The 26,933-nt window shown below is 42.4% G+C and carries 25 protein-coding genes; 11 read left to right on the top strand and 14 right to left on the bottom strand.

Annotated features, from left to right (window positions below; all coding sequences use genetic code 11):
* Positions 1 to 104 precede the first annotated feature (104 nt).
* Positions 105 to 1,082 carry a phytanoyl-CoA dioxygenase family protein gene (locus DIU38_RS30140; protein ID WP_243770620.1) on the bottom strand — a complete coding sequence of 326 codons (978 nt, stop codon included), beginning with the start codon at positions 1,080 to 1,082 and terminating at the stop codon, positions 105 to 107.
* Positions 1,083 to 1,208: 126 nt separating this feature from the next.
* On the opposite strand from DIU38_RS30140, the gene DIU38_RS30135 reads away from it, so the two are divergent.
* Positions 1,209 to 2,060 (top strand): helix-turn-helix domain-containing protein, encoded by an 852-nt coding sequence (locus DIU38_RS30135; protein ID WP_090530392.1) that lies wholly within the window; start codon positions 1,209 to 1,211, stop codon positions 2,058 to 2,060.
* A 39-nt stretch (positions 2,061 to 2,099) separates the two neighbouring features.
* On the opposite strand, the gene DIU38_RS30130 is transcribed toward DIU38_RS30135, so the two are convergent.
* Together DIU38_RS30130 and DIU38_RS30125 are read right to left on the bottom strand one after the other, a co-directional pair.
* Positions 2,100 to 2,582 carry an adenylyltransferase/cytidyltransferase family protein gene (locus DIU38_RS30130; RefSeq protein WP_167516318.1) on the bottom strand — a complete coding sequence of 161 codons (483 nt, stop codon included), beginning with the start codon at positions 2,580 to 2,582 and terminating at the stop codon, positions 2,100 to 2,102.
* Positions 2,583 to 2,772: 190 nt separating this feature from the next.
* A complete protein-coding gene (locus DIU38_RS30125; protein ID WP_112651032.1) occupies positions 2,773 to 3,192 on the bottom strand; it encodes a YybH family protein in 420 nt (139 codons plus the stop codon).
* A 182-nt stretch (positions 3,193 to 3,374) separates the two neighbouring features.
* Between DIU38_RS30125 and DIU38_RS30120 the strand changes: the two genes are divergently transcribed.
* The 6 genes from DIU38_RS30120 to DIU38_RS30095 all read left to right on the top strand — a co-directional run bounded on the left by DIU38_RS30120 (position 3,375) and on the right by DIU38_RS30095 (position 10,002).
* Entirely contained in the window at positions 3,375 to 4,253 is an 879-nt protein-coding gene (locus tag DIU38_RS30120; RefSeq protein WP_112651034.1) for a carbohydrate kinase family protein, read from the top strand.
* Positions 4,254 to 4,444: 191 nt separating this feature from the next.
* On the top strand, positions 4,445 to 5,542 hold the full coding sequence (locus DIU38_RS30115; protein ID WP_090531322.1) for a vWA domain-containing protein: 1,098 nt from the start codon (positions 4,445 to 4,447) through the stop codon (positions 5,540 to 5,542).
* Between the two features lie 95 nt (positions 5,543 to 5,637).
* Positions 5,638 to 7,143, top strand: a complete 1,506-nt coding sequence (locus DIU38_RS30110; RefSeq protein WP_112651036.1) for a sigma 54-interacting transcriptional regulator — start codon at positions 5,638 to 5,640, stop codon at positions 7,141 to 7,143.
* 39 nt (positions 7,144 to 7,182) lie between these two features.
* A complete protein-coding gene (locus DIU38_RS30105; protein WP_243770889.1) occupies positions 7,183 to 8,448 on the top strand; it encodes a metallophosphoesterase in 1,266 nt (421 codons plus the stop codon).
* Positions 8,449 to 8,481: 33 nt separating this feature from the next.
* Positions 8,482 to 9,372 carry a UbiA prenyltransferase family protein gene (locus DIU38_RS30100; RefSeq protein WP_243770621.1) on the top strand — a complete coding sequence of 297 codons (891 nt, stop codon included), beginning with the start codon at positions 8,482 to 8,484 and terminating at the stop codon, positions 9,370 to 9,372.
* A 3-nt stretch (positions 9,373 to 9,375) separates the two neighbouring features.
* A complete protein-coding gene (locus tag DIU38_RS30095) occupies positions 9,376 to 10,002 on the top strand; it encodes a class I SAM-dependent methyltransferase (protein WP_112651040.1) in 627 nt (208 codons plus the stop codon).
* 180 nt (positions 10,003 to 10,182) lie between these two features.
* On the opposite strand, the gene DIU38_RS30090 is transcribed toward DIU38_RS30095, so the two are convergent.
* From DIU38_RS30090 to DIU38_RS30080, 3 genes are read right to left on the bottom strand one after another with little or no spacing between them, the layout of a single operon-like run.
* The gene (locus DIU38_RS30090) at positions 10,183 to 10,875 is read right to left on the bottom strand and encodes a response regulator transcription factor (protein ID WP_090530416.1); all 693 of its coding nucleotides are present in this window, start codon (positions 10,873 to 10,875) and stop codon (positions 10,183 to 10,185) included.
* Positions 10,876 to 10,878: 3 nt separating this feature from the next.
* Positions 10,879 to 12,525, bottom strand: coding sequence for a sensor histidine kinase (locus DIU38_RS30085; protein ID WP_112651042.1), 1,647 nt, complete (start codon positions 12,523 to 12,525; stop codon positions 10,879 to 10,881).
* Between the two features lie 6 nt (positions 12,526 to 12,531).
* Positions 12,532 to 14,394, bottom strand: coding sequence for a S9 family peptidase (locus DIU38_RS30080; RefSeq protein WP_167516317.1), 1,863 nt, complete (start codon positions 14,392 to 14,394; stop codon positions 12,532 to 12,534).
* 184 nt (positions 14,395 to 14,578) lie between these two features.
* Between DIU38_RS30080 and DIU38_RS30075 the strand changes: the two genes are divergently transcribed.
* Entirely contained in the window at positions 14,579 to 16,387 is a 1,809-nt protein-coding gene (locus tag DIU38_RS30075) for a tetratricopeptide repeat protein (protein WP_112651044.1), read from the top strand.
* A gap of 124 nt (positions 16,388 to 16,511) precedes the next feature.
* Positions 16,512 to 16,814 (top strand): DUF4286 family protein, encoded by a 303-nt coding sequence (locus DIU38_RS30070; protein WP_090530427.1) that lies wholly within the window; start codon positions 16,512 to 16,514, stop codon positions 16,812 to 16,814.
* A gap of 121 nt (positions 16,815 to 16,935) precedes the next feature.
* On the opposite strand, the gene DIU38_RS30065 is transcribed toward DIU38_RS30070, so the two are convergent.
* The 4 genes from DIU38_RS30065 to DIU38_RS30050 all read right to left on the bottom strand — a co-directional run bounded on the left by DIU38_RS30065 (position 16,936) and on the right by DIU38_RS30050 (position 19,107).
* Entirely contained in the window at positions 16,936 to 17,385 is a 450-nt protein-coding gene (locus DIU38_RS30065) for a hypothetical protein (protein ID WP_112651046.1), read from the bottom strand.
* A gap of 168 nt (positions 17,386 to 17,553) precedes the next feature.
* Positions 17,554 to 18,042 carry a molybdopterin-binding protein gene (locus DIU38_RS30060; protein ID WP_112651048.1) on the bottom strand — a complete coding sequence of 163 codons (489 nt, stop codon included), beginning with the start codon at positions 18,040 to 18,042 and terminating at the stop codon, positions 17,554 to 17,556.
* A gap of 169 nt (positions 18,043 to 18,211) precedes the next feature.
* Complete coding sequence (locus tag DIU38_RS30055) at positions 18,212 to 18,547, bottom strand: winged helix-turn-helix domain-containing protein (protein WP_112651050.1); 336 nt, start codon at positions 18,545 to 18,547, stop codon at positions 18,212 to 18,214.
* 47 nt (positions 18,548 to 18,594) lie between these two features.
* Positions 18,595 to 19,107 (bottom strand): YdeI/OmpD-associated family protein, encoded by a 513-nt coding sequence (locus DIU38_RS30050; protein WP_112651052.1) that lies wholly within the window; start codon positions 19,105 to 19,107, stop codon positions 18,595 to 18,597.
* 173 nt (positions 19,108 to 19,280) lie between these two features.
* Here DIU38_RS30050 and DIU38_RS30045 point away from each other — a divergent pair, with 173 nt between their 5' ends.
* Positions 19,281 to 19,709, top strand: a complete 429-nt coding sequence (locus tag DIU38_RS30045) for a nuclear transport factor 2 family protein (protein ID WP_167516316.1) — start codon at positions 19,281 to 19,283, stop codon at positions 19,707 to 19,709.
* Positions 19,710 to 19,780: 71 nt separating this feature from the next.
* Here the strand turns inward: DIU38_RS30045 and DIU38_RS30040 are convergent, their stop codons facing one another.
* The 4 genes from DIU38_RS30040 to DIU38_RS30025 form a co-directional block, all read right to left on the bottom strand.
* Positions 19,781 to 20,434 carry a GDSL-type esterase/lipase family protein gene (locus DIU38_RS30040; RefSeq protein ID WP_149354205.1) on the bottom strand — a complete coding sequence of 218 codons (654 nt, stop codon included), beginning with the start codon at positions 20,432 to 20,434 and terminating at the stop codon, positions 19,781 to 19,783.
* Positions 20,434 to 20,925, bottom strand: a complete 492-nt coding sequence (locus DIU38_RS30035; protein ID WP_091171669.1) for a cytidine deaminase — start codon at positions 20,923 to 20,925, stop codon at positions 20,434 to 20,436. Before DIU38_RS30035 ends, DIU38_RS30040 begins: the two co-directional genes overlap by 1 nt.
* Before the next feature lie 170 nt (positions 20,926 to 21,095).
* Positions 21,096 to 22,994 (bottom strand): DNA topoisomerase IV subunit B, encoded by a 1,899-nt coding sequence (locus tag DIU38_RS30030; RefSeq protein ID WP_112651058.1) that lies wholly within the window; start codon positions 22,992 to 22,994, stop codon positions 21,096 to 21,098.
* 156 nt (positions 22,995 to 23,150) lie between these two features.
* Positions 23,151 to 23,855 (bottom strand): hypothetical protein, encoded by a 705-nt coding sequence (locus DIU38_RS30025; protein ID WP_112651060.1) that lies wholly within the window; start codon positions 23,853 to 23,855, stop codon positions 23,151 to 23,153.
* A gap of 297 nt (positions 23,856 to 24,152) precedes the next feature.
* Here DIU38_RS30025 and DIU38_RS30020 point away from each other — a divergent pair, with 297 nt between their 5' ends.
* Positions 24,153 to 26,891 (top strand): DNA gyrase/topoisomerase IV subunit A, encoded by a 2,739-nt coding sequence (locus tag DIU38_RS30020; RefSeq protein ID WP_112651062.1) that lies wholly within the window; start codon positions 24,153 to 24,155, stop codon positions 26,889 to 26,891.
* The last annotated feature ends 42 nt before the right edge of the window (positions 26,892 to 26,933 follow it).

Below are 26,933 nucleotides of genomic sequence, written 5' to 3'. Positions count from 1 at the left end.
AGCGATGGATTTGTCCATCGCTATTTTGTTTTATACCCAAGACCGTGTCTTCACAACCGGCTTGTTTATCAAATACTCCCGAAAACGTGTATATGAGATACAATCTACCACCGCTCCAGGCCCAAAAGCTTTTTACCCAGATCGCTAAGCTCAGCTACCGGATTTTGCTTTTCCCGTTCCAGCGGATCACCCGGAAAAGCGTAGCCCTGCATGGCTTCGCGGCTTTGCCAACTGTTAATGCGCCATTTTCTCAGCTCCTCATTGTCTTCCTGGGCGGGCATCATGGATATATACTGCGCTATACGCACTTTATCTGCACTGGTATTAGGTCTTATGCCATGCGGTTGCAAACTATTAAATATCAACAGATCACCTGCTTCCAGTTTTACTTTTACGGTTTCAAAACCGGTGATATCAGGTTTATAATGATCCCTATCTTCTGGTTGAGTTAATTTCCAGGTATCGTATGTACGATATAGTTCCGGGATGCATTGAAAACCACCCATGTTTTCATCAGTCTGATCGGCGAGGGCCAGTACGCCCTGCACATTTTGAGGTTTGGTTTCCGGGTCATAATCCCAATGAATAAAACCTTTATATTCAAAGCCAGGCCTTAGCGGAAAATTCAGATTGGCCCGGTCAATAGTTACCCATAGTTTTTCGGTACCCCAGATATCTGTAAAAGCCGCATGTACTTTAGGATATTGCCGGTTATCCCACATAAACTGCTGATTATAAATTTCAACCATGCCGGTATTGTTCAACTCGCTCATTTGCATTTGGGCATTGGGCTTTTTATACCAGGTAGTGATATCATTGGCATCCTTATCTTCATATTGCCACAGATAATTAGCTAATTTTTCAACCTGCTCTTTAGGTACCGCATTTTTGATGATCACATAACCATTCTCTATCCAAAATTGCCAATCGGCCTCGCTAAGCACTTTCAGCGATGCATTGTTTTTACGTTCATTCAGGCGGATCTGGCTTGATTTAGCGGTTGACGGATTACCAGGGATCTCTTTATGTGCATTCGCCAGCGTGGTTGCCATGGTCATGGCTGCGTTTTCGGTCTTCATCATTTTCTTTTTGATTTATAACTCAAATTTAGGTTGGCATGGAAGATGGATTATCCTGTACAATGACCAAAATTTGCTCTGCATTGATCACTTTGTTTATCTTTACTAAAACTTAATGCTCAATATAGCATGGATAAGATCCAGTTAGAGAAGATCAATTTTGAACCTGGCAAATCGTTCAAACTCTTTTCACCCCGGCTTCGCAACACTTTTCTGTGGCATTATCACCCCGAATACGAATTGGTTTATGTTGAGGCCGATGCAGGGATCAGGCACGTAGGTTCACACATTTCCGGCTACACCCAGCATGACCTGGTGCTTATTGGCAGTAACCTTCCCCACCTCAACTTCGATTACCGGCTGCGGAGCGAATACCATCAGATAGTGGTGCAGCTAAAAGAAGATTTCATGGGAACGGCAATAGGCATCACTCCCGAATTTTCGACCATCGGGCAGCTTTTCAAAAAAGCCGCCAACGGTATTGCTTTTTATGGAGATACCAGGACTACGGCAGTGCGAAAACTGAAACTTTTACCGGGGATGGATTCTTTTCAGCAATTAATGGGTTTGATGGAGATCTTTAATATCCTGGCTGGTTCAAAAGAATTTACGATTTTAAACAATGACGAGCCGAACCTGCAGTTTTTTTTAAAAGATAAGATCAGGATGGGGGCTATTTATGAATATATCGGCAGTAATTACAATCTTAAACCCGATGTAAATGTAGTGGCGGCTAAAGTGAACTTTACTACAGCGGCTTTTTGCCGCTATTTTAAAAAACAAACTAAAATGACCTTCACCGATTTCGTGAACCAATACCGTGTTGATGTAGCCAAAAACCTGCTCATGCAGGATAAAAACGTTACTGAAACCTGTTACGCTGTAGGATTTGAAAGCTTATCATATTTTAATAAACTCTTTAATAAAATAGTTGGAAAAAATCCCTCCGATTTTAAGCGGAACTGGTTTGCTAAGGATTGATCGGGAATAACGTTTGTAAAATATTGCCACCCAAATTATTCAGCCTGATTTTTTATAGTAATCCTTAACCACATCGGGCAAAAGATGCAGGTATAAGTCAGGCTCTTCCCTGAGTTTTGCCGCTGGTACCGGTACAATTTTACAGGGTTCTTCATAAATAACGCTTTCACAATCCAGGAACCGCCCCATATAAGCGCCATAGGCCTCGGATGCAAATATAACATCAATAGGCGGCAGCTTTTTTTTAAGATAGCTGGCCCAAAGTCTCGACATATTTTCTATCGAGTCGGCCGCACCCGGCAGCATAGCTTCATCGTAGCTTAACAATATAGGCTTAACCTTGTCATAACCTGCGTAAGTTTTTTCCAGCCAGTCAAGCCGCACATCACCTGCAATTGGCTCATCGTCGCTGGCACCGATAACTACTATTAGCTCATCACAGTGTTCAAGGGCATAACTTATCAAAGTCATATGTCCAATATGCAACGGCAAAAACTTCCCAATGATCAAACCTCTTTTCATGCAGTATCTTTTTGAGATCCGAAATTGCAAACCCTCCTTTAAGAGAGGTGTGTTGAAATGTGCGTGCGTGTCGTCCATTAAGTGAATAAACACACCCCTCCTCCCCTCTCAAGAGGGGAATCGCGCATTCCCTGCGCTTCTGAATCTCTACATTATTCTCCTAATCTCTTGTCTCCAATCACTAATCTCTCTACGAAGTGTGGTCACAAACTATCTTCCACTCACCCTTAATTTTCCTAAACCATAGCGTAAAATAGCCGCCTGGCGTATCTTTTTCACGGGTTAGTTTCCATCCACCCAAAACAAAAGCATTGGTTGCATCCAATACCTTTAGCTGTATGATATTAAAGCTAAGCTGCCCCATGGCAGCCTTATCCGGATAAGTTTGTTTGTAATGATCAAGTGTTGTTTGCCAGCCGTAAGCTGGCGCCGTTTTTCCTACAAAAACCAGCGAATCTGATTTCCAGTAAGTTTGCATAAACGCCTCAATATCGCCCCGGTTCCAGGCCTCCTCTTGTGTATGCATTACTTTCAAAATGGCTTGCCTGTTCTGCGCAAAGCAGCATGTGGCAGCAAGCATACACACAAAACCCAGCAATATTATTTTCATATAATAAAGGTATACAATTTTCTGATTCACGATTTGCCCGATTAACAGATTACCTGTTGTTATATCGGCAAAGTAAATCCATTAATCCTAAAAATGACTAAAATCATGGTTCAAACAAAAAATAAAATCCAACTTAATACAGTATATTTGGTTTTCATCGTCAGTAAAAAAACAAATTAACTATGAGAAATCAGGTATTAAGCTTCGGCGAAGTTTTATGGGATGCTTTTGGCGACGGAAAAAAAGCTGGTGGCGCACCCATGAACGTAGCCCGGCATCTGGTACAGCAGGGTGTAAAAACAGCGTTTGCGAGCTCTGTGGGTATGGATAACTCGGGCGATGCACTGATAGGCTTTTTAAAAAGCAGTGACCTGTATTCGGACCTGATTCAGCAGGACGATGAATTTCCAACCTGTGAGGTTACCGTACAGCTTGATGAAAACAATACCGCTACCTATATTATTCCACAACCCGTTTCATGGGATAACATACAACCATCGGCTGCACTCACTAAAGCAGCCAAGGCAGCCAGGGCCATTGTGTTTGGCAGTTTGGCTTGCCGTACCGCTACTACCCGCGAAACATTGTTAAACCTGCTTGATGAAACCCCGGCGCTAAAAATATTTGATGTAAATCTTCGCCCGCCGCATTACACCCTGTCAACTATTGAAACATTGGTGGCCCGGGCCGACGTAGTGAAAATGAACGAGGAAGAAGCCAACCTGCTCATCGGTGGAAGTAGTGCTTCCCTGCGCGATCAAATTGGCGAGTTCCGTTCCAAATACCATAGCCAAACCATTTGCGTAACCCGCGGCGAGCATGGTGCACTGGTATGGCACGACCATGAATTTTATGACAGTCCCGGCTGCCCGGTAAAAGTTGCCGACACCGTAGGCGCCGGCGATGCTTTCCTGGCAACATTTGTATCCGGCCTCCTTTCGGGAAAACCCATGCAGCAGGTGGTAGATAAAGCGTGCTCCGTTGGCTCATACGTAGCCAGCCAGCGAGGCGCTAACCCGGTATACCCGGCTGAGCTCCTGAATAGTTTGGCTTACATTTAATTTCGGATTTGGGAATTAGGATTTCGGATTTGGTTTAACAGGCTATTGCTGCTATTAAAAATAAATCCGAAATCGGATATCCGAAATCAAAAATCTAATTGTCATACTTAACTAACAATTTATTTTATCACTTCCGCAGCGAAACTTTTCCTAAAAATATTCCGTTCCTTTATGTACAGAAAGGACAAAATATGCGCGGTTTTGGATTTTCCAAATTTAAGCCCAACCAAATCCCTAAAGGCGGATTTGACGAATTGTTAAAATTATTCCTCGAGTTGCTCAACTATACATCGGGCGATGCAGGCGAAGCTTTAGCCTGGCTTAACGAACTCGATAAACAATATAACCTTACCAACGATGATTATGGCATGGGCGATTTCATCGATGAACTAAAGCAAAAGGGTTATCTCGACGAAAATAATGAGAATGGCGAGTTCCGGATTACGGCAAAAACTGAGCAAAGCATCAGGCAATCCGCTCTGGAAGAGATCTTCGGCAAGCTAAAAAAATCAGGCAAAGGCAACCACCGCTCGCCGCAATCAGGCCAGGGCGATGAAAAAAATGCCGAACGCCGCGAGTTTGAGTTTGGCGACAGCCTTGATCAGATAGACATGACCCAGTCTATCCACAACGCCCAGGTTAATCACGGTATAGGCGATTTCATGATGACCGAACGCGATCTTGAGGTAGAGGAAATGGACTACAAAACCCTTACTTCAACTGTGCTCATGATCGATATTTCGCACTCCATGATTCTTTATGGCGAAGACAGGATCACTCCGGCCAAAAAAGTAGCTATGGCCCTTGCCGAACTGATCCGCACCAAATATCCTAAGGACACGTTGGATATTGTTGTATTTGGGAACGATGCATGGCCAATAACCTTGCAGGATTTACCTTACTTGCAGGTTGGCCCATATCATACCAATACCTATGCAGGTTTGGAGCTGGCTACCGATCTGCTCCGCCGCCGTAAAACGCACAATAAACAAATTTTCATGATTACGGATGGTAAGCCAACCTGCTTAAAGGAAGGCACCAGGTATTATAAAAACAGCATTGGTTTGGATAGGAAAGTGGTTAACAAAACCCTTAATATGGCTGCCCAATGTAAGCGGTTAAAAATACCTATTACCACATTTATGATAGCTAAAGACCCTTATTTGCAGCAGTTTGTTCGTAAATTCACAGAAACAAACGGAGGCAAAGCCTTTTACAGTTCCCTGAACGGTCTTGGTGAGTACATTTTTGAGGATTATATCAGAAACAGAAGAAGGACTGTGAGGTAAATTATTATTTGAAAATTAGTCAATTTGATAATTTGAAGATGTTTTGATACGTCCATTTTCAAATTATCAAATTGTCAAATTCCTTAATTGAAAACATGAGTAAATTATTAGATATAAAAACCCTCGGCCAGCTAAAGCAAACAGGCTACAAGAGCCGTTCGGTTAAAGACGAATTGCGTGCCAACCTTATTGAACAGCTTAAAAAGCGCGAAGGCGGCTTTGAAGGCATCATCGGTTTTGAAGATACTGTGATCCCTGATCTGCAAACTGCTATCCTGTCACGTCACAACATTTTACTGTTAGGCTTACGCGGCCAGGCTAAAACCCGTATTGCACGCTTGCTGGTTAACCTGCTTGATGAGTATATCCCATATATTGAAGGATCAGAGTTATTTGATGACCCGTACAACCCCATATCGTGGTTTGGTCATAGCATCATAACCGACAAAGGAGATGATACCCCCATCGGCTGGATCCACCGCTCTGAGCGTTATACCGAAAAATTGGCCACCCCTGACGTTACCGTAGCTGATTTAATTGGTGATGTTGATCCAATCAAAGCTGCCACCTTAAAATTAACCTATTCGGACGAGCGTGTAATCCACTTCGGCTTGATCCCACGTGCACACCGCGGCATTTTCGTGATCAATGAGCTGCCCGACTTGCAGGCCCGGATCCAGGTATCGCTGTTCAACATACTGCAGGAAAAAGATATCCAGATCCGTGGTTTTAAATTACGCTTACCACTGGATATCCAGTTTGTGTTTACCGCCAACCCTGAAGATTATACCAACCGTGGTTCGATAGTTACACCGCTTAAAGACCGTATTGAGAGCCAGATTTTAACACATTATCCACGTTCGGTTGAAATTTCGCGTAAGATCACCCAACAGGAAGCATCCCTTACCGATGATCAGCGTATCGCTATTGAGGCTGATGGTTTAGTTAAGAACCTGGTTGAGCAAATTGCTTTTGAAGCCCGTAACTCCGAGTATATCGACAAAAAATCGGGTGTATCAGCGCGTTTAACCATTTCGGCCTATGAAAACCTGATCAGTAATGCCGAACGCAGGATGATCATCAACCACGAAAAAACTACCTTTGTACGTATCACCGACTTTTTAGGCGTGATCCCTGCCATCACCGGTAAAATTGAGCTGGTTTATGAGGGTGAACTGGAGGGACCAGGCAAAGTGGCCAATATCCTGATAGGTAAAGCCATCAAAAGCTTACTGCTATCGTTTTTCCCTGACCCGGAAAAGGCTAAGAAAGCCAAAGCCCCTAACCCATATGCAGCTATCATTAACTGGTTTGGCGATGGCAACAATGTAGCTTTGGTTGATGATATGCCCATGCAGGAATACAAAAAAGCGTTGGAAGAAGTTGTGGGGTTGAAAGACCTTGTAAAAAAGATCCACCCGCGTTTGGGCGAAAGCCAGCAATTGCTGCTGATGGAATTTGTACTTCACGGCCTGTCGGAATTTTCACAATTGAACAAAGGTTTCCTGGATAATGGCTTCGCGTTTTCGGATATGTTTAACAGTTTATTTAACTTGCAGCCCGATGACGATGACCTTGACATTGACGACGACCGATACTAAAATATATGGCGCTATATGATTTTTAAAGCGCTAAGCATATTGTTCTGGATCATAATTGAGCTGCTGGCCGACCGGTATGTTTTATATGGCATCCGTGGCGCGTTCAAAAAATGGCGAGTGCTTCAATCAAAAGCATTCGCCATTTTTTTTTGGGGCTTTTCGGCCTTGTGTGTGGCCGCGCTTTTAACTGCCGGTTATATTACCATAGCAGGTACGGGTGTACGCGCTGCCTGTTTGCTGGTAACATTTATCCTGCTCATCTGTAAATTTACTTTTATACCATTCATTTTTGCCGATGATATCAGGCGAAAAATTGCGCTGAAAAGGAAAAAAACTGATACCTCAGTTCCTCTCTCAACTGCTCCTGCCGCTGCTACTAATATTGATGCCATTCCCCGTTCCGAGTTTCTTTTAAAAGCAGGCTTGCTTGCCGCAACCGTTCCCCTGGCCGCTATAAAAAAGGCCATGCCCAAAGGTTCGTATGATTATCATGTACTGTATCAAACTATGTATCTGCCTAATCTGCCAAAGGCCTTTGATGGCTTAAGGATCGGGCAGATCTCGGATATTCATTCAGGCAGCTTTTATAATAAAAAAGCGGTGCTCGGTGGTGTTGAAATGCTGTTGAAAGAAAAACCCGACCTGATATTTTTTACCGGCGACCTGGTTAACGATGAAGCATCGGAAATGACCAGCTACCAGGACATTTTCACTAACGTAAAAGCCCCCCTTGGTGTTTTTTCAACACTGGGTAACCATGATTATGGCGACTATGGCGACTGGAACTCCCCGGCGGATAAAAAGAAAAATCATGATGACTTGATAACCACCCATAAAAACATGGGCTGGAACCTGCTCAGGAACGAAAATCGCCGTCTAAAAATCAACGGAGAAGAAATAGGGATCTTAGGTATTGAAAACTGGAGCGAATACAGCCGCTTCCCCAAATACGGGCGTATGGACCTGGCCGTAAAAAACACAGATGACCTGCCGGTAAAGCTCCTGCTCTCGCACGATCCATCGCATTGGCGGGCCGAGGTATTACCTAAATACCCACAAATTGATGCTATGTTTGCCGGGCATACCCATGGCATGCAATTTGGCGTACGTACCCCACATTTTCAATGTAGCCCTATAAAATATGTTTATAATGAATGGGCTGGTCATTATCAGGAAAACAAACAACAATTATATGTAAATGTAGGTTTTGGTTTTGTTGGTTTAACCGGCAGGGTTGGAATATTGCCGGAGATTACGATATTTACATTAAAAGCAGGCCGCGATCCCTCATTACCAATTTCCTAAAAGATCCAGGCAGAAGCTGCTATCCTTTTACCGATGAAGAAATTATTACAGTCTGTATTAGATTTTCTGCTCTTCAGTAATATTTTCATGTCGCTTTGTGCTGTAGCACAGGCCTTGTTAACCTTTCACTTAATAGGATCAAAACCAGTGTTCCCTGTTTTGGGCTTGTTATTCACTTCAACACTGGGTATTTACAATTTTTGTATTCTCATCACCCGTCCAACTAAACCACAACGGTCGCCTTATAAAAGGGTACGCTGGTTTTTTGCACATTATCGGCTTATGGTAACATTTACCATCGTGTCGCTACTATCGTTGGTCCCGCTTTTCTTTATCATCACTACCGAATCAAAGATCCTGCTCATATTTCTCAGTGTTTTATCATTTGGCTACGGTTTACCCTTGTTTAGTGTAGGCGATCATAAATTTGGTTTAAGAAATATCCCCGGTTTAAAACCGTTTTTAATAACCCTGGTATGGACAATGAGCTGTGTACTGTTCCCGGTATTGGAATCAATGCATAATCACCTAACCGATATCAGCATGCGCGATACTACTATACTCATAGCTAAACGCTTTTTGTTTATAGGTGCGCTTACAATACCTTTCGATATCAGGGACCTTTTCGACGACCGTAAAGTGGGCCTTAAGACCATCCCGGTAGTTTGGGGTGAAAAAAATGCTTATCTGTTTTGCCAGGTATTGCTCACCGGCTACATTGTACTTATGTTCCTGTTCAGGCAAAATGGCTTTAGCCTTGATTTCTTTGCACTCACACTTACCATGTTCCTTACCGGATGGCTCATCTTCAGATCGGCCTGGGAAAAGAATGAGTACTATTACTTTTTTTATATGGATGGGGTGCTGATTTTACAGTATGTTATTGTAGTAGCCTTTAACGCCCTCAAATACTTTTTTCGTTAAAGCATGGCGGCCAATTATAACAACTCTGCATGGTTTTATGATCGGCTTTCAAGATTGGTATATGGGCGGGCATTAATAAACACGCAGGTATATTTATTGGGTTTTATCCCGCCTAAAAGTAAAATCCTGATAGCAGGCGGCGGCACCGGCTGGATATTAGAAGAACTCACCAAAATACATCCTTCGGGTTTAGATATTACCTATGTGGAAATCTCGGCTAATATGACTGAGCTCTCGCAAAAAAGGCAAACCGGCCAAAACACAGTTGCCTTTGTTAACGATGCTGTTGAAAACGTTGAACTTACTGCCGGCTTTGATGTGGTTATCACGCCCTTCTTGTTCGATAACTTTGTGGATAAAACGGTTGATAATGTTTTTAATCATTTGCACAACCCGCTCAAACCCGGTGGCCTCTGGCTCAATGCCGATTTTCAGCTTACCGGCCGCTGGTGGCAAAACGTGTTACTCAAAAGCATGTTTGTTTTTTTCAGGTTGCTTTGCGGGATAGAAGCAAGTAAGCTGCCAGCTATCGAAAAACATTTTGATGCTGCGGGATACAATGTGATTGGGGATAAAACATTTTTTGGGGATTTTATTGTAGGGAGGGTATATAGGAAACTATCATATTAAAATTGTCGTTGCGAGGAATAGCACGGGCAAAAGCGCCAGAGGCGACGCGGCAATCTCGTATCTATACAGGTCGGACATGCATTAGATACGAGATTGCCGCGCTTCGCTGGCAATGACATATTTTCAAAAAAGCCTATTTACAGACCTACAAACTGCCCACTTAAAGCAGCAAACTGAAGACTACTGATTATAAACAAACTTATATCCTATCCCCCTTACAGTTTGCAGGTACTGCGGCGAATCGGCATTGGTTTCAATTTTTTTACGCAAGCGAACGATGTGCATGTCCAGGGTGCGGGTATTTACATCGGCGTTGTAGCCCCAAACTTCCATCATTAGTTCTTCGCGGTTGATAACCTTGTTTTTGTTTTTGAGGAAATAAAGCAGGATCCTGTTTTCGAGGATAGTTAGCTCTATCTTACGGCCATCGCGGATAAGGAGGTGCGTGTTAGGCAGGTGCTCCATGTTGGCAAAACGGTACGATTCGGGCTTTTCGCTGTTAAGAGAAAACTTGATCTTGTTTTCAATCAGGGCCACCAATACGTCCATGTTATATGGTTTGGTGATATAGTCAGATACCCCAAAGTTATAGGCTTCTATCTTGTCAACATCCTGCGCCTTAGCGGTCATCATAATGATGAGTTTATCGAACCCTTTTTCGCGGATATTACCGCAAACCTCCGAGCCCGGTTTGCCGGGCAGCATCCAGTCTAACAGTACAATATCAGGCTGCTCGGCCAATATCATGGTTTCGGCTTCATTGCCATTACCGGCTTCCAGTACCTTGTACCCCTCTGATTGCAAACGCTCTGAAACCAGGAAACGCAGGTTCTCGTCATCTTCAACCAGCGCAATTTTAATTTCTTTGTTCATATCTTAATTTTCGTATGGAAGCGTAACTATAAATTCCGAACCTTCGTTAACCTTACTGTAAACGGTTATATCACCGTTCATAAAATTAACCAGTTCTTTACAAAATGCCAAACCCAGGCCAACGCTCCCGTTTTGATTGTATTGGTTTTCTATTCTGTAAAACTTCTTAAAAACGTTATTCAGTTCATTTTTTGGTATCCCTATCCCCTTGTCTGCAAACGAAAACACAATATTGCGCTTTTCCTGTGAAATATTGATGAACAACTCCTTTTGCTGAGGGTGCGAATACTTGTATGCATTTTCAATAAGATTTTGAAAAACACTCCCTAATAATACAGGATCAGTATAAAAAGTTTCAACCCTGTTGATTTTAAATTTAATATTAAAATCAGCATACTTTATTTTAAAGGTATCAATATACCGGCCAATAAAGCTCTCTATATCAATTTCTTCCTCTTTTAAAGTAATGGATTTATTTTCAATCTGCGTAAAGGAAAGCAGCTTATTCATGAGCTCGTTGAGCTTATCAGCTTCCTCATCTAATATTTTGCCATAATGACGGCGCTGCCTTTCGGTAAGTTCGCCATCGCCGCGCAAATTTGAGCCGGCTATTTTGATTACGCTTACTGGTGTTTTAAACTCGTGGGTAAAGTTGTTGATAAAATCATACTGAAGCTTGAACAGTTTCATATTCACGTTCAGATTACGGTATATAAGCCAGCCTATCAGCATTAAAAACAGGGTCATTAATAATACAATAGCTCCGATGGGCATAAAGCGGCGATTAATTTCGGCAGTTAAGTAGCCCTGTGCCGAACTAAAGAACAGCTTGTAATCAGAAAAAGCAACAGGTAATGACACCTCGGTTATCAGTTTATCGCCCTCACTGTCAATAGGGTCATATACAACGGGTTGAATGGATACATTTTCGTACAGCTCGGGATGCGTATTTTTCACCTTGATCAGGTACGGGTCGAGGTAAAAGGTCATCATGTTTTGCTTGTATGAAGCTCCTTTGCTGTTACCCAACATTTGCATGTCACGATAGATACGTACATCCTCGCGCCTGAGAACATTGGTATAACTGATCTTGTCGGGTTTCACATCCCAAAAAGCTTTAAAAAGTTCATCCTGACTTGATACGCGTGATGTATCTGAAAAGGCTATATAATTACTTAATTTAATAGCCATCTCTCTGAAATCATCTTCATTGACTGTTCTCCGCTGCTCGGCCCCGTACACCTTGTCATTAACGTGCCAATACTGATAAACAGCCTTAGCGGCTATGTTCAAATTATTTTTGCGTACGGTCATCGTAGTTTTGCCGCCAATGAGGGCATCATAAAAGATAACCCGGCGCACAAAATTATAATCATGAAAAACAGAGGCCGCATATTTACCTGCCGATGCCGAATCAAGAAAACCCTGATAGGAGGTTATTTCAGGGATCTTATTCTGAAAAAACTCATAATACGGTTTAATGGTTTGTTCCAGTACCTCAACCTTTTTTGAGGAAAACTCATTTTCAACATACTTTGCGGTGAGGTTATAAGATATAAACAGGGCTACCACAAAAGTTATGGAAATGAACACCAGGAAAATGGTGATCAGCGTAAAGTTTTGCCGGTAAGCGTTTTTCTGTAATGCCATGTCGGCTTATGGTTTAACCCGCATATTCTTATCCAAAAACTTTTCTATTTCGGCATACATTTCCATACGGTTATGTTCGCTCCTGAAATATGCACGTTCATTGGGTTTTAAAAAATATTTCACATCAACGTTACGTTTACGCAGCTCGCGTACAAACTGGTTAAGCTCGCTGATATTAGCCCGCTGATCTTTGGCACCCTGGAATATAATTAGAGGAACCTTAATTTTATCGGTATGAAAAACAGGCGATATCGCCCTCAACTGATCTGCGTCAGTTTCGGGGTTGCCAACCATTTCGTAAGTCATTTTTAAATAAGGTTTAACAAATGGTGGTGCATCTTTAATATAGGTAAAAAAGTTAATAAGCCCGTATTGTACTACAGCACAACTATATAACTCGGGATGAAAAGACACACCATAAAGCGCTGAAAAACCGCCAAAACGCCCGCCAAAAATGGCAATCTTTTTAGGGTTTGCAACTTTAGTATCAATAAGCCAGTGTACCCCATCGGTAATATCATCTTGAATTTTGCCGCCTACTTGTTTATATCCCGCACTTCGGAAGGCCTTGCCATAGCCTGTTGATCCGCGGTAATTAACCTGGAACACGGCATACCCACGATTGGCTAAAAACTGCACCTGGTCATCATATCCCCAGGTATCACGCCCCCATGGGCCATCGTGCGGCATAACTACTACAGGGTAGTTTTCATTTTTATCGCCCCTTGGTAAGGTTAAATAACCATTAATCAGCAAGCCATCGCGCGCATGGTATGATATAGGTTTCATGGCGCATAATTCGGCAGGTACAAGGCTTGAGTTGATATCGCTTAGCTTGGTTAACTTGCCACTGTTTTTTTCAAAAAGATAGTATGAACCGGGATTACGGTCGGTATAAGTGTTGAGGATAAATTTATTCTCGGAGCTGTCGCGGTCAACCACTCTGATCTCATTACCCTTAAGCTGTTGCTGAATGGTTTGGTACATCTGCTCAACATCAGGTGCCAGAAAATGCTTACGCGGCATTGATTCGTCCCAGCCGGTAAATTCTATCCGGTGTTTATTTTTCGAATACTCAAAACTGGTGATATCCGCTTTGCTGCAGCTAAAAATCGTCCGCTCTTCTTTACCATCTTCCGCATTAATCTCAACCAGGGCCATCTTATCGCGGTTTACGTTTGATAACGCATAGAAATAATTTTTTATACCTGTAAAAGCTATAGGCCTTACTGCATTCTTAAAATTATTTTCGATTATAGGCTTAAAGGGCTTATCCTCATCGGGGCGAAATAAGATGGTTTCGTTAACCCCGTCTGATGCCCTTTCCAGCCTGATCCTGCCGTCGGCATCTGCAAACCACTCAGTAATATTACCCGGGTTAAGCAGGTAAGTCTTCATTTCGCCGGTTTTTACGTTGAGGCGGTAAACATCAAAGTTACCCGGATCACGCTCATTAGTTTTAATAGTGATGATATCTGGCTGCTGCCGGTTACGGTTAACCAGGCCAATCCTCACATTACCGAACGATAATATAATCCGGCTTTTATTGGTAGCCACATCAAAAGCATACATCTTAACCGAATCGGTAGCGATAAGATCCTGCGAAAAAACAAGCTGGTTATTGTATGTCCAAAAATAATCACCTCTGATTGAATAGTCCTCAAATTGAGTAACCATTCGTTCCTTACCATCGGCTAATGACTGTATAAATATGTTCTGCTTATCTTTAAATGGCTTAAGGTATGAAACATATTTACCATCGGGCGAAATTCGGTAAAAGCTCCTTTCGGGTGTTTTAAAAAAGTCAATAATAGGTATCTGCCTTACTTTACTCCTGTTGCAGGAAAAGAAGACGATAATGCAACTCACAATAAGAAAAAATCTAACCCGGCTCAACATAGCTACAAATACCCCATTTTATTCACGTACTCAAATTAGATAAATAAGTTCGATGTTATCAAGATGTCACTACAATTTTACCCTTATATACCGTTATATAAATAATATGGCAAACCGGCTTAAGCAATCCTATTAATTGATTATTTTTGAACAGATGAGGGCTTTATATATTGTTATTATTATTGCTTTTTGCTTTAGCAGCAGGCTGCTTGCACAGGACAATGAACTGCTGTTGGCCAGGCAATACAATGCTAACGGCGAACCGCAAAAAGCACTCGAAATTTATCAAAAGTTATACAAGCAAAACAACGAGAATTACTATAGCGTATACGTAAATACACTGCTCAATCTTAAAAAATTTGATGATGCCGAAAGCGTCACCAAAAAACTGATCCGCCGCCATCCTGATGACCACCAGTATGCTATAATGCTGGGTAACATTTATACACAGGGGGGCAATATGGCCAAAGCTGACGCTATTTATGACGACCTGATCAAAAACCTCCCGGCCGACCAGGGTGAAATAGCTGCCCTGGCATCCCAGTTTTACCAAAGCGCTAATATTGATTATGCAATTAAAATTTTTCAGCAAGGACGGAAATTGCTCAAAAATGATAACATGTTTACTTATGAGCTTATTAACCTTTACCGTTTTAAGCGCGACAAAATATCATTAACCGATGAATACCTGAACTTTTTACCTCAAAACCCCAACTTTATAAACCAGGCCGAGAATGCTTTTTCAAATGTATACGAGGGTAGCGCTGATTATGATATGCTTAAAACAGCTTTACTGAGACGCATTCAGAAAGATCCGCAGCAAACCATTTATGCCGATCTGCTTACCTGGCAATACCTGCAGCAAAAAGAATTTGATCTGGCCCTTAACCAGGCACTGGCCCTGAGCCGCAGACAAAATGACGATGGTAACAGCATCTATGATCTCTGCCGTACCTTCATTGCCAATGAGGCTTATGACGAAGCCATCCGCGGATATGAATACATTATCAGTAAAGGGAAAACAACCTCCCTATACATCCTCTCAAAGATTGAGCTGATCAACACCAAAAACCTGAAAGTAACATCGGGCAAATACCTACCCGAAGATTTGCTTGGACTTGAAAAAGATTATAACGACTTGCTCACCGAATTTGGCCGTAACAGCAGTACCGCCTTTGCCATGCAGAAGCTGGCCAATCTGCAAGCTTTTAAGCTTCACAAGCTTAAGGACGCCCCAAAATTATTGGAAGAAACTACCAGGTTAAATGATATCAGGCCAAACCTTTTAGCCGATTGCAAGCTTGATTTAGGCGATATTTACCTGCTTAACAACCAACCCTGGGAGGCCACACTGCTTTACAGCCAGGTTGAGAAAGATTTCCCAGCTACTGCCATCGGGCAGGATGCCTTATTCAGAAATGCTAAAATGGCTTATTATACCGGAGATTTCACCTGGGCAAAGGGACAGTTGGATGTGCTGAAAGTTGCTACATCGCAATTAATAGCAAATGATGCACTTAACCTATTGCTGCTGATCCAGGATAATCTTGCTGCCGATAGCAGCGGGGCGGCGCTTAAAGTGTACGCCCGGGCCGATTTGCAGATTTTTGCTCAAAATCCCGAAAAGGCAGTAATGATATTAGACAGTATTGGCAAAAAGTTCCCGAACAATGCTTTAGATGATGATATCATGATGTCAAAATCTCGCATCCTGATCCAGCAGAAGGATTATGCCGGCGCGGTACCCCTTCTGAAAAAAATACTTGAAGAACATCCCGCCGACCTTTGGGCTGACGATGCCGTATTTATGTTAGGCGATATTTATGAAAACAGGCTAAACGATAAAACCACTGCCAGGAACTACTACCAGAAAATCATAACCGATTATCCCGGCAGCCTCTGGATCAACGAAGCCCGTAAACGCTTCAGGCTCTTAAGAGGCGATAAACCGGATGCGTCCTGATAGGTCATTGTTTCATTGCGTAATTAGGTCATTGCTTAGCAAAGGGAGTTTACTTTTACGCCTGACCAATGACAAAATGACCAAATGACTTAATGACCTAAATCGAAAATGATTATTTTTGAAGATGATTGTATACAACGATACCATAATAATTGACGAAACCATTCATGACGAATGGCTTAACTATATCAAAACCATCCATATTCCGGCTATCATGGCTACCGGACATTTCAGCTCGTACCGCATCCTGACTGTTATTGATTCGCCTAACGAAGGGGTTACCTACTGTATTCAATACAATGCTGATAGCATTGAGCATTTTCAGCAGTTTTACATGAACCACCTGCACAAATTTCAGGCTACCCACCAGGAAAAATTTAACGAAAAATTTGTGATGTTCAATACCCTGATGGAAGAGGTGGAATAAATTAATTGTGCCAGAGGTGCAGGACGTTGAAGTTGTGTACCTCTGGCACACACTAACAATTTGATTATTTATTTTCTACAAACCTTTTGCATCTCTGGTGCTGACCGTCCTATGGCGAGTTTTATTCTTCAAGAGCTCCAGGTATCATTAAAAGAATCAAAAATATGGCTGCCAGTGTCACAATTAGACAAATCAGACCGGCAAGCAATGCACGCCATATGGTAAAAATTTCACCTCCAGTGGCAAAATGTTCCTTCATTTGTTCGCCCTGGAACTTTTGTACAAGCAGGAAAGTCCCCCAGGCATAAGCCAATGGAAATATAAATCTTGGAAACCGCTCTGTATTTGAAGTAATAACAGCCAGGCCAATAATTGCGATCAATGCGACAACGGCAATTATCCATGTTGTGGTTGATTTATCTTTCTCGTTAAACGCTTTGTAGTTCTGAGATACCAAATACCCCGCGGCTAATGGCCCGAATATAAATGTTGCTACCCTGATTGAGTTAAGGGTGTATATTTTAGGTTTCTCTTCTTCAAGTTGCTCTACAGCCTGGCTATATGGAATCATGAAAGGTTTAAATTAATTAAGCTATTTAAATAAAAAAGCACCACTCCGAGATACGAAGCAATCCCCCCATTAGCAGACCCGCCCTGTATAGTTTGCGATTGCTTCGTACCTCGCAATGACATCTTTAAACAGCTTCTAAGATAGCATTTCAAATTAAATATACCTATCCTACTTCGCAAACATCACCTTCATAGCAATTACCTGCTTTATACAACGCGCAGGTTTCTTTTCATCCTGAACAATGATGCGGAACGGCCCATCGGCAGGGGCCAGGGGCTGGCCATCGATTTTATCAGCAAGAATGATCACGCGGTCGGTAAAACCTTTGTCCAGTTCGGCAAGGGCAAAAAGTACCTGGTAGCCGTCACTGGCTTCAACTAAAAGATATTTGACCAGGTTTTTACCATGTAAGTCGGCGCCCAGGGTAACACCTGCTTTAGTCAGTATTTCGGATACAATTACGCCCGAATAGATGTGGGCTTTTCCGTCCTTGTCCTTACGGGTAACGGAGGTTTGCTTGTATTGCTGCAACTCGGCAGGGCCAATGGTTAGTGGATTTGTTACTTCTCCGGTTATTTTTACTACGGCTTCTTTTGTTTGCGCCTGTGTTGTTAAACCGGCTATCAATAGCAGCAATATAAGGGTATATTTTTTCATGGCTTATGTTAGTTTTTTTTGATTGCTGTAGATCTGCAAAACGCTTATATCATATAGCGATTTCGTTATATTTTAAAAAACACAACGCAAAAATGCAGAATAGGATCGACAAATCAATCCACCACGAATACCGTTTTTTAATTTTCAATACTAAACCCAGAAAAAACTTTTACTTTTTGCTATTCCTTTCTAAAAATTGAGAGAATTTTTGCTGCAGATCTTTAAACTCCCCGATAATTTCCAGCCCAAATGGTGTAAGCAAGGCTACTCCACCACCCTTTCCCCCTCTTTTTGAAATTACCAGCGGCTGCTTAAAACCATCATTCATGTGGTTCACCAAATCCCAGGCCTGCTTGTACGACATTTTCATTTGCAGCGCGGCCTGCCTGATGGAGCCGGAGGCATGGATCCGCTCAAGTAACTCGACCCGGCCATGGCCAAGTACTTTTTCCTCGTCCATTTCTATCCAGATGCGACCGTTAAGTTTAAATGAAGGGATTTCCATTAATAATTATTAATCATCAAATTTATTACAGCTGATACACTACACAGTTACTCCCTTGCTTTTTTTTGCGCGCGCAGCATTTGGCCGTAATCCATACGGCGTGCCATGGCGTTAACGGTTTGTGCTATACGGTTAGCGCGGGTAACTTCGGTTTTGGCACTCTCAATCCATTTTATAAAATACCCCCGGTGACTTTCGGCAAGACTATTGAAAAAATCGCCGCCATCGGGTTCGTATTCCAAACACTCCAGCAAATCATCAGGAACAATGTATTTAAAATCATTATCAGGTTCAAGCCGTACCCGGAGCATGGCCCCGCGATGTTTATGGATTGCTTTACAGATTTCCCGGCGCAGGGCCATGATAAAATTCCCCTCTCCCATTGGCATCAGGGCCATACCACGCACCTCAAACTCATCAAGCTTACCCTTTACACGAAACGATTTCTTATTGCCAGGCTTCATTTCTTGCGCCACATCTGCCGGAATTTCAATGTAGGTCCACCCGGTTTTTTCGCCCTGTTCGGCAAACTGTAAAATAATGGTATTAAAATCAACCATAAGTATTATTTAATAGCATATTGTAATCATCACCACTAAAAAATATGCGAAAATGTTAAATGTTTGTTAAATCGTCATATTTAGTTGTAGAGGCTGTAACGTAATGCATGGTAGCGATGTCTTATGAGTATAAAAACAATTTAAAAGTTAAAAACCTAAAAAACAACAACAATATGAAAACCTTAAAATCAATCATGCTTGGCTTAGCCTTATTAGTAATAGGCACTGCAGCAAAAGCAACAAATAAAATTGAAGGCGATAATTTAACCAAAAACTACGCCATCAACACTTATATAGATGCCATGACCCGCGGCAAAATGCAGGGCTTTAACGAAGTGGTAGATCAATCGGCAAAATTCAGCATGTTACGCGGCACTAAAGTATTAAGTTTTACCAAAACTGAAGTAGTTGACTTATTAAAAGCCAATAAAAATACCGAGCAGGATTGCATTACCAGCACTTCAATTGTTGAAAGCAACAATGACCTTGCCGTAGTAAAAGTTGATATGAAATACAGCACTTTTACCCGCAGCAACTATGTAACCGTTACCAACACCGGCAGCGGCTGGAAAATTACAAACGTGTACAGCGTTTTTAAATAAGTAAGTTTTAGTTTAGTGTTTAATATGTAAGTAGGTAAAGGCCCGTTGGTGCGGGGCTTTTTTATTTTATTTCACCAGCGGATCAAGTACCTTTTGCCATTGATCATAACCTTTGCTGTTAAGGTGCAGGTAATCGTTATTAAACAAACTTGAATCAGGGGCTGTAGTACCGGCTTGTAAATAGCCGGAACCAGGTCGACATAATAACTTTTTGGTTTACCTTTCAGATAGCTTTTCACGAGCTCATTCGCGGCATAAACCACATCATAATATTTAGCGCGCACCGGGCTCGGTTTAATCGACATGAAATACACTTCGGCACCCGGCAATTTCTGATGGATTAGTTCCCACAGCTTTGCAAATGAAGCGGCAACCGCCTGGGCCGATTTACCTGCCGCTATATCGTTTTCGCCGGCATAAACAAAAATTTTGCGTGGCTTGTATGGGAGCAGGATGTAAGGCGTGTAATAATCTGCTATCTGCCATAATTCGCAACCGCCTACTCCCCTCCTTATAATAGGCCTGCCGGCATAACGCTGCTCGAGATCTGTCCACTTACGGATAGATGAACTGCCGATAAATAAAATACCACCTGGTTTTGGAAAGCTCAGGCTATCCTGATGTTTAAATGCCCTGATCTCATTATCAAACGGGAAACCCTGTTGGGCAAATACATCAATACTAAATGCAAGACCTATGAAGAGAAAAAAAAACTTCAGTTTCATTATGGAGTAGCTATACGTTCTTCAAAAAATAAAAACGGCAATTGGTTTTCAATGCCTTTGATGATCCAAACCGGTCCATCTTCGGCATGCAATATAATTTTTATTGATTGATTTTGCTGCTTTTCGCATTCAGCTAATACCTGTAAACATGATCCGCATGAGGTAATTGGTTTTACAATAGGAAAATCATCTGAGTGTGCAGTTACCGCCATAGCCTCGATAGGATCATCAGGGTGATTGGCTCCCCAGTTAAACAATGCCACCCGCTCGGCACATAAACCCGATGGATAGGCTACATTTTCCTGGTTACTGCCATAAATAATTTTACCGCTTTGCAAACGAAGTGCAGCCCCAACACGGAATTTGGAATATGGAGAATGTGAGTTTTTTAATGCTTTCTGTGCTTCAAGGCACAGCTGCCTGTCGGCTTTATCAAGATCGGCCAGCGACTCATATTCGTCAAAGGCTATTTTAATTTCGTGACTTATCATATATTATCAACCCTTGTTAAAAAATCGGGGGAAACAAGATAAGGAAATTTTTCAATAAAAACCCTGATTTTTAGGATTATTTGATTTCCACGATAAAAAAAACTGCCTGATTAAAGTATCCTCATATGTTAAGCAACTCAAGGAAATCCTCCAATCAGGCAAATCAAGGTTTATACTGCCACCGGCAACTCTTCCTCAGCCTCAGTTTCTTTAGCTATTGTTGGGTTGATGGTTTCATCATCCTTTTCAACCCGCAGGTTATTAACGATATGCATTTGACGGGCTGGAGTATTTTTGCCCATAAAATATTCGAGGAGCGCCTTTACATTGGCATCCCTTAATATTACAGGGTCAAGCCGCATGTCTTTACCAATAAACAAACCAAATTCTTCGGGCGAGATCTCACCTAAACCTTTAAAGCGGGTGATCTCGGGTTTATTACCCAATTTAGCTATGGCGTTACGGCGTTCCTCATCGCTGTAACAATAAATGGTTTCCTTTTTATTTCGTACGCGGAATAACGGTGTTTGTAATATGGAAACATGACCGGCTTTCACCAAGTCGGGGAAAAACTGCAAAAAGAAGGTCATCAACAGCAGGCGGATGTGCATCCCGTCCACATCGGCATCAGTAGCTATCACAATGTTATTGTAACGTAAAGCATCAAGGCCGTCCTCAATATTCAGTGCATGCTGCAGCAGGTTAAATTCTTCGTTTTCGTAAACTACCTTTTTAGTTAGGCCAAAGCAGTTAAGGGGTTTACCTTTTAAGCTGAACACAGCCTGGGTCATCACGTCGCGCGATTTAGTGATAGAACCACTGGCCGAGTCACCTTCGGTAATGAACAACGTGGTATCCTGTTTACGTTCGTGCGTATCGTCAAAATGCACTTTACAATCGCGCAGCTTACGGTTATGCAACGATGCTTTTTTTGCACGCTCGTTGGCCAGTTTTTTAATACCGGCAATATCCTTACGCTCCCGTTCTGATTGCAGGATCCTTTTTAGCAAGCCATCAGCCGCTTCTGTGTTTTTATGCAGATAATTATCAAGCTCCTTTTTAACAAAATCGTTAATAAAACCACGTACAGACGGGCCTTCCGGACCAATATTTTGTGAACCCAGTTTGGTTTTAGTTTGCGATTCAAATACCGGTTCCTGAACCTTTATGGCAATAGCTGCAACAATTGAAGCCCTGATATCCGATGCATCAAACTCTTTTTTATAAAACTCGCGCACGGTTTTTACCACAGCTTCGCGAAACGCCGCCTGGTGCGTACCGCCCTGGGTAGTATTTTGACCGTTAACAAATGAGTAGTATTCTTCGCCGTATTGCTGGCCGTGGGTCATGGCTATCTCAATGTCTTCGCCTTTAAGGTGGATAATTGGGTACCGTAAAGTTTCAGCATCGGTATTGCGGGTGAGCAGGTCATACAGGCCACGCTCCGAAAAATACTTTTGATTGTTAAAGTTGATGGTAAGGCCCGCATTCAGGAACACGTAGTTCCAGATCATACTTTCTACAAACTCCGGGATAAAACGGTAATGTCTGAAAATGGTATCATCGGGTATAAAATTGATAGCGGTACCATTACGCTGGGTGGTATCTTTTTCGCTCTCATCACGAATGAGCTCACCTTTGGCAAATTCGGCCAGTTTGGTGCGCCCGTCGCGGTATGATTGTACTGTAAATGAGTTGGAAAGCGCGTTAACTGCCTTGGTACCCACCCCATTTAAACCTACCGATTTTTGAAAGGCCTTGCTATCGTATTTACCGCCTGTATTTATTTTGGATACACAGTCGATCACTTTACCCAAAGGGATACCGCGGCCATAATCGCGCACCGATACCTTATGGTCGCTCATGTTCACCTCAATGGTACGGCCCGATCCCATTACAAACTCGTCTATCGAGTTATCAATGATCTCTTTAAGCAGTACGTATACACCATCGTCATAAGCAGAGCCATCGCCCAGCTTACCAATATACATACCGGGGCGTAAACGGATGTGCTCCTTCCAATCAAGGGAGCGGATACTATCTTCACTATAATTAACTGGTTCTGCCATGTATATAAAGTAGAAAATTAAACAGCGTAAAAATACGCCTAACTGCAAAAATAAAACTTCCCGCCTGAATTAACGGAGAGCAAATATCAACTTATTAACATCGGGGAATTATATAAAGGAAATGACACAGCAGAGAGATTACTTTTCTTTATCTCTCTACGGCTTAAACTTCAAGCAATTACTTGCCCTGTCTACATTTTTAAAAAACTCTGGGCCTTTATCATTAGTAAAACAAACAGCCATAATGGTGCCGGTATGGTTACGCTGTAATGCAATAAGCAGCGCGTATTTATAATGCTTGGTAGCAGGCAAATCGAGCAGGTTTAACAGGTATGACTTACCGGCATCAGCTTTATATCTGTTTAAAACGTTAACCGGTATGCTCCGCATAAAGTTATCCCTTTCGCCGGTAAAAGCTATGGCGTGCGCCCTGCTCATGTTTATATATATCGAATCGGGATTTTCGGTTTCCCGGTCAATATCATATTGCCCCTGCTCATAACTGGTATAATTTTGTTTCTGGGATTTTACCTGGAACCATACTTCAAAATCCTGCCCCGGCAACTGCAACGCATAATCAAATGAAAAATCCTCATCATTGGGAGCGGGAATCTCTTTAAACCCCCTGGGTGGGGTATAAATTACATTGGCCTGGGCCAAAAGCTTGGTAAATTCTTTAAACTGATCAGTACCTGCTGTTTTGAGCTTTGAGTAGCCAGCCTTAACCTTCGCAGTTGTATGTTTCTTATTATTTTGGGCATATAACGGCCTTGGACTTATCTGAGCTATGCTTTTTGTAAAGCACAGCAACGACAAAGCCATAAGCAATAAGGGCCGGGTTAACTTCAAAATAGTTTTCATTTAAGGGGCAGCCAGGAAAAAAAACCTGGTTAAAGCACCATAGGTAAATATATAAACAAATTAATTAATCAACACCCTCGCGCATTCAAATAACCGCTATGCTTTAACGACAATATCAATCAATTATTTGTTACATTAATAATTTTTACGCACGCAATTGGTAATTGTTGCAAACCTACCCAAACGTAACAATTTTGTTATAAACCAATATTAACAAGACATTAAAATGTAGCTCACTTCATCTGCACATCAGCACATAATCCGTATCTTTACCAATCCAAAAGTTTTTATTGAATAATGAGTGAAGATCTGCATCAAAACGATACACCAAACCCTAATGAAGAAAAACTCCACGCCGTTGCCTCACTCGATGGGTTATATGAAAATTGGTTTCTTGATTATGCATCCTATGTAATTCTCGACCGGGCTGTTCCGCATATCAACGATGGTTTAAAACCCGTACAACGCCGCATCCTGCATTCGTTGAAGGAAATGGACGACGGGCGTTTTAACAAAGCCGCCAATGTTATCGGTAACACCATGAAATATCACCCTCATGGTGATGCTTCTATTGGTGACGCGATGGTGCAGATTGGTCAGAAAAACCTGTTGATTGATTGCCAGGGAAACTGGGGCGACCCGGTAACCGGCGACTCGGCTGCGGCACCCCGTTATATTGAAGCGCGCTTATCAAAATTTGCACTTGATGTTGTTTTTAACCCGGATACAACCGTTTGGCAGGCCAGCTATGACGGCCGTAACAAAGAGCCTATTACCCTGCCGGTAAAGTTCCCCTTGCTGCTTGCACAGGGAGCCGAAGGTATTGCGGTAGGTTTGGCTACCAAAATCTTACCTCATAACTTTATCGAGTTAATTGATGCTTCCATAGCCGTATTAAAAGGTGAACGCCCTAACCTCATGCCTGATTTTCCGACAGGGGGCATGGCTGATGCTTCACTATATAACGAAGGTCAGCGAGGAGGTAAAGTGAGGGTAAGAGCTAAAATTGTTGAGCGCGATAAAAAAACGCTTGCCATTACCGAAATACCATTTACTACTACTACCGGCAGTTTAATTGACAGCGTGATCTCGGCCAACGATAAAGGTAAGATCAAGATCAAAAAAATTGAGGATAATACCGCCAGGGATGTAGAGATCATTATTCACTTGGCTCCCGGCATCTCGCCCGATGTAACCATCGACGCTCTTTATGCCTTTACCGATTGCGAGGTATCCATATCACCAAACACCTGCGTAATACAGGATGATAAGCCGCGCTTCATGAGCGTGAACGATATGCTTACCGAAAGCACATTCTTCACCAAAGACCTGCTAAAACAGGAGTTGGAGATCAGGCTGAAGGATTTAATGGAGAAGATCTTCTTCAGTTCATTACTTAAGATCTTTATTCAGGAAGGGATGTATAAAAATCCTGAGTACGAAAACTCGGGCAATTTTGAAGTGGTGTTGGAAGTGTTGAACCGCTTGTTTGAGCCTTTCTTTCCGCAGTTTTACCGCACCATACAGCCCGAAGATTATAAAAAGCTGATAGACAAACCTATGAGCAGCATCACCCGCTTTGATGTTAAGAAAGCGGACGAGCAAATGAAGGCGCTCGAAAATGAGATAAAACAGGTAAAACATCACCTGAAACACCTTACCGAGTATACTATTGCCTGGTTCGAAAAACTGAAGGATAAATATGGTAAAGGCCGGGAGCGCAAAACCGAACTGCGCACCTTTGATAAGGTTGAAGCTGCACAGGTAGCATTGGCTAATATCAAGCTATATGTTAACAGGGCCGACGGTTTTATTGGATCTGGCCTGAAGAAAGATGACTCGGTTGAATACGTCGGCGATTGCTCAGACATTGACGAGATCATTGTTTTTAGGGGCGATGGGCGCTGTATGATTACCAAAGTGCAGGACAAGGTTTTTGTGGGTAAGGACATCATTCACGTTGCCGTGTTTAAAAAGAACGATGAGCGCACCGTTTATAATATGATATATAAAGACGGCGAGAGCGGCATCAGTTATATCAAACGATTCTCGGTAGTGGGTGTAACCCGCGATAAGGAATATGACCTTACCAAGGGCACCAAAGGCTCAAAAGTATTGTACTTTACCGCTAACCCTAACGGTGAGGCCGAGGTGGTGAACGTACAGCTTAAACCTCATTCCAAACTTAAAAAACTACAGTTTGATGAGGATTTCGCATCTATAGCTATCAAAGGCCGCGGTTCGATGGGTAATATCATTACCAAATACCCGGTTAAAAAAATCATACTGAAAAGCAAGGGTGTGTCAACGCTGGCCGGACGTAAGATCTGGTATGATGATATCCTGAAGCGCCTGAACGCAGATGGCCGCGGCAAATACCTGGGCGAATTTGATGGTGACGACCGTATTCTCACCGTGCTTAGCAATGGCGTTTATGAATTAAGCAGTTTTGATCTTAACAACCACTTTGATGATAAGATGATCCTTATCGAAAAGTATGAGCCGCAGGCAGTTTTCTCGATCGTGCACATCGAGGGTAAATCCAAAAACTATCTTGTTAAGCGTTTCTCTTTTGAAAACATAGCCGTTGGTAAGCAGGTAAGCCTGATCAGTGAAGAAGCCGGATCAAAAATGGTATTGATCGGTCACACCGCGCCTGTAATCAGCATGACGCACTTGAAAGGCAAAGATCAAACACCTGAAACCCTCGAACTGAATTTAGCAGATGTTATTGATGTAAAAGGAATGAAAGCCATGGGCAACCGCCTTTCACAACATCCGGTAAAATCAGTTGAGCTGATAAGTGATGGCATTAACCAGGCAACGGAAACTGCCGAAACCGACATTAACGAAGAAGCTACTCTTGCATCAACAGATACACATGAAGATGAGCCTGTAGTTTCTCAGGAAGACGGGCCGGCAACACCAGCCGATCAATCTGAAGAGTCGCCAAAGCCACCTAAAAAGATCGATTTTGAGATCACCAACCCCGACGATATCGACATGGATGACCAGGGACAATTAGGGCTATTTTAACATACAGCCACCGGCAACAATAACCGGTGGCTTTTATTTACC

The sequence above is a fragment of the Mucilaginibacter metallidurans genome (assembly GCF_003286435.2).
GTDB classification, from domain to species: domain Bacteria; phylum Bacteroidota; class Bacteroidia; order Sphingobacteriales; family Sphingobacteriaceae; genus Mucilaginibacter; species Mucilaginibacter gossypii.
The sequence above is the reverse complement of the archived record's forward strand: the minus strand, read 5'-3'. Positions and strand labels throughout refer to the sequence as shown.

What these genes read in the sequence shown, in the direction of transcription:
- DIU38_RS30140 (WP_243770620.1), bottom strand. Translation starts at nt 1,082, where the DNA reads ATGATGAAGACCGAAAACGCAGCCATGACCATGGCAACCACGCTGGCG.
- DIU38_RS30135 (WP_090530392.1), top strand. Translation starts at nt 1,209, where the DNA reads ATGGATAAGATCCAGTTAGAGAAGATCAATTTTGAACCTGGCAAATCG.
- DIU38_RS30130 (WP_167516318.1), bottom strand. Translation starts at nt 2,582, where the DNA reads ATGAAAAGAGGTTTGATCATTGGGAAGTTTTTGCCGTTGCATATTGGA.
- DIU38_RS30125 (WP_112651032.1), bottom strand. Translation starts at nt 3,192, where the DNA reads ATGAAAATAATATTGCTGGGTTTTGTGTGTATGCTTGCTGCCACATGC.
- DIU38_RS30120 (WP_112651034.1), top strand. Translation starts at nt 3,375, where the DNA reads ATGAGAAATCAGGTATTAAGCTTCGGCGAAGTTTTATGGGATGCTTTT.
- DIU38_RS30115 (WP_090531322.1), top strand. Translation starts at nt 4,445, where the DNA reads ATGCGCGGTTTTGGATTTTCCAAATTTAAGCCCAACCAAATCCCTAAA.
- DIU38_RS30110 (WP_112651036.1), top strand. Translation starts at nt 5,638, where the DNA reads ATGAGTAAATTATTAGATATAAAAACCCTCGGCCAGCTAAAGCAAACA.
- DIU38_RS30100 (WP_243770621.1), top strand. Translation starts at nt 8,482, where the DNA reads ATGAAGAAATTATTACAGTCTGTATTAGATTTTCTGCTCTTCAGTAAT.
- DIU38_RS30095 (WP_112651040.1), top strand. Translation starts at nt 9,376, where the DNA reads ATGGCGGCCAATTATAACAACTCTGCATGGTTTTATGATCGGCTTTCA.
- DIU38_RS30090 (WP_090530416.1), bottom strand. Translation starts at nt 10,875, where the DNA reads ATGAACAAAGAAATTAAAATTGCGCTGGTTGAAGATGACGAGAACCTG.
- DIU38_RS30085 (WP_112651042.1), bottom strand. Translation starts at nt 12,525, where the DNA reads ATGGCATTACAGAAAAACGCTTACCGGCAAAACTTTACGCTGATCACC.
- DIU38_RS30075 (WP_112651044.1), top strand. Translation starts at nt 14,579, where the DNA reads ATGAGGGCTTTATATATTGTTATTATTATTGCTTTTTGCTTTAGCAGC.
- DIU38_RS30070 (WP_090530427.1), top strand. Translation starts at nt 16,512, where the DNA reads ATGATTGTATACAACGATACCATAATAATTGACGAAACCATTCATGAC.
- DIU38_RS30065 (WP_112651046.1), bottom strand. Translation starts at nt 17,385, where the DNA reads ATGATTCCATATAGCCAGGCTGTAGAGCAACTTGAAGAAGAGAAACCT.
- DIU38_RS30060 (WP_112651048.1), bottom strand. Translation starts at nt 18,042, where the DNA reads ATGAAAAAATATACCCTTATATTGCTGCTATTGATAGCCGGTTTAACA.
- DIU38_RS30055 (WP_112651050.1), bottom strand. Translation starts at nt 18,547, where the DNA reads ATGGAAATCCCTTCATTTAAACTTAACGGTCGCATCTGGATAGAAATG.
- DIU38_RS30050 (WP_112651052.1), bottom strand. Translation starts at nt 19,107, where the DNA reads ATGGTTGATTTTAATACCATTATTTTACAGTTTGCCGAACAGGGCGAA.
- DIU38_RS30045 (WP_167516316.1), top strand. Translation starts at nt 19,281, where the DNA reads ATGAAAACCTTAAAATCAATCATGCTTGGCTTAGCCTTATTAGTAATA.
- DIU38_RS30040 (WP_149354205.1), bottom strand. Translation starts at nt 20,434, where the DNA reads ATGAAACTGAAGTTTTTTTTTCTCTTCATAGGTCTTGCATTTAGTATT.
- DIU38_RS30035 (WP_091171669.1), bottom strand. Translation starts at nt 20,925, where the DNA reads ATGATAAGTCACGAAATTAAAATAGCCTTTGACGAATATGAGTCGCTG.
- DIU38_RS30030 (WP_112651058.1), bottom strand. Translation starts at nt 22,994, where the DNA reads ATGGCAGAACCAGTTAATTATAGTGAAGATAGTATCCGCTCCCTTGAT.
- DIU38_RS30025 (WP_112651060.1), bottom strand. Translation starts at nt 23,855, where the DNA reads ATGAAAACTATTTTGAAGTTAACCCGGCCCTTATTGCTTATGGCTTTG.
- DIU38_RS30020 (WP_112651062.1), top strand. Translation starts at nt 24,153, where the DNA reads ATGAGTGAAGATCTGCATCAAAACGATACACCAAACCCTAATGAAGAA.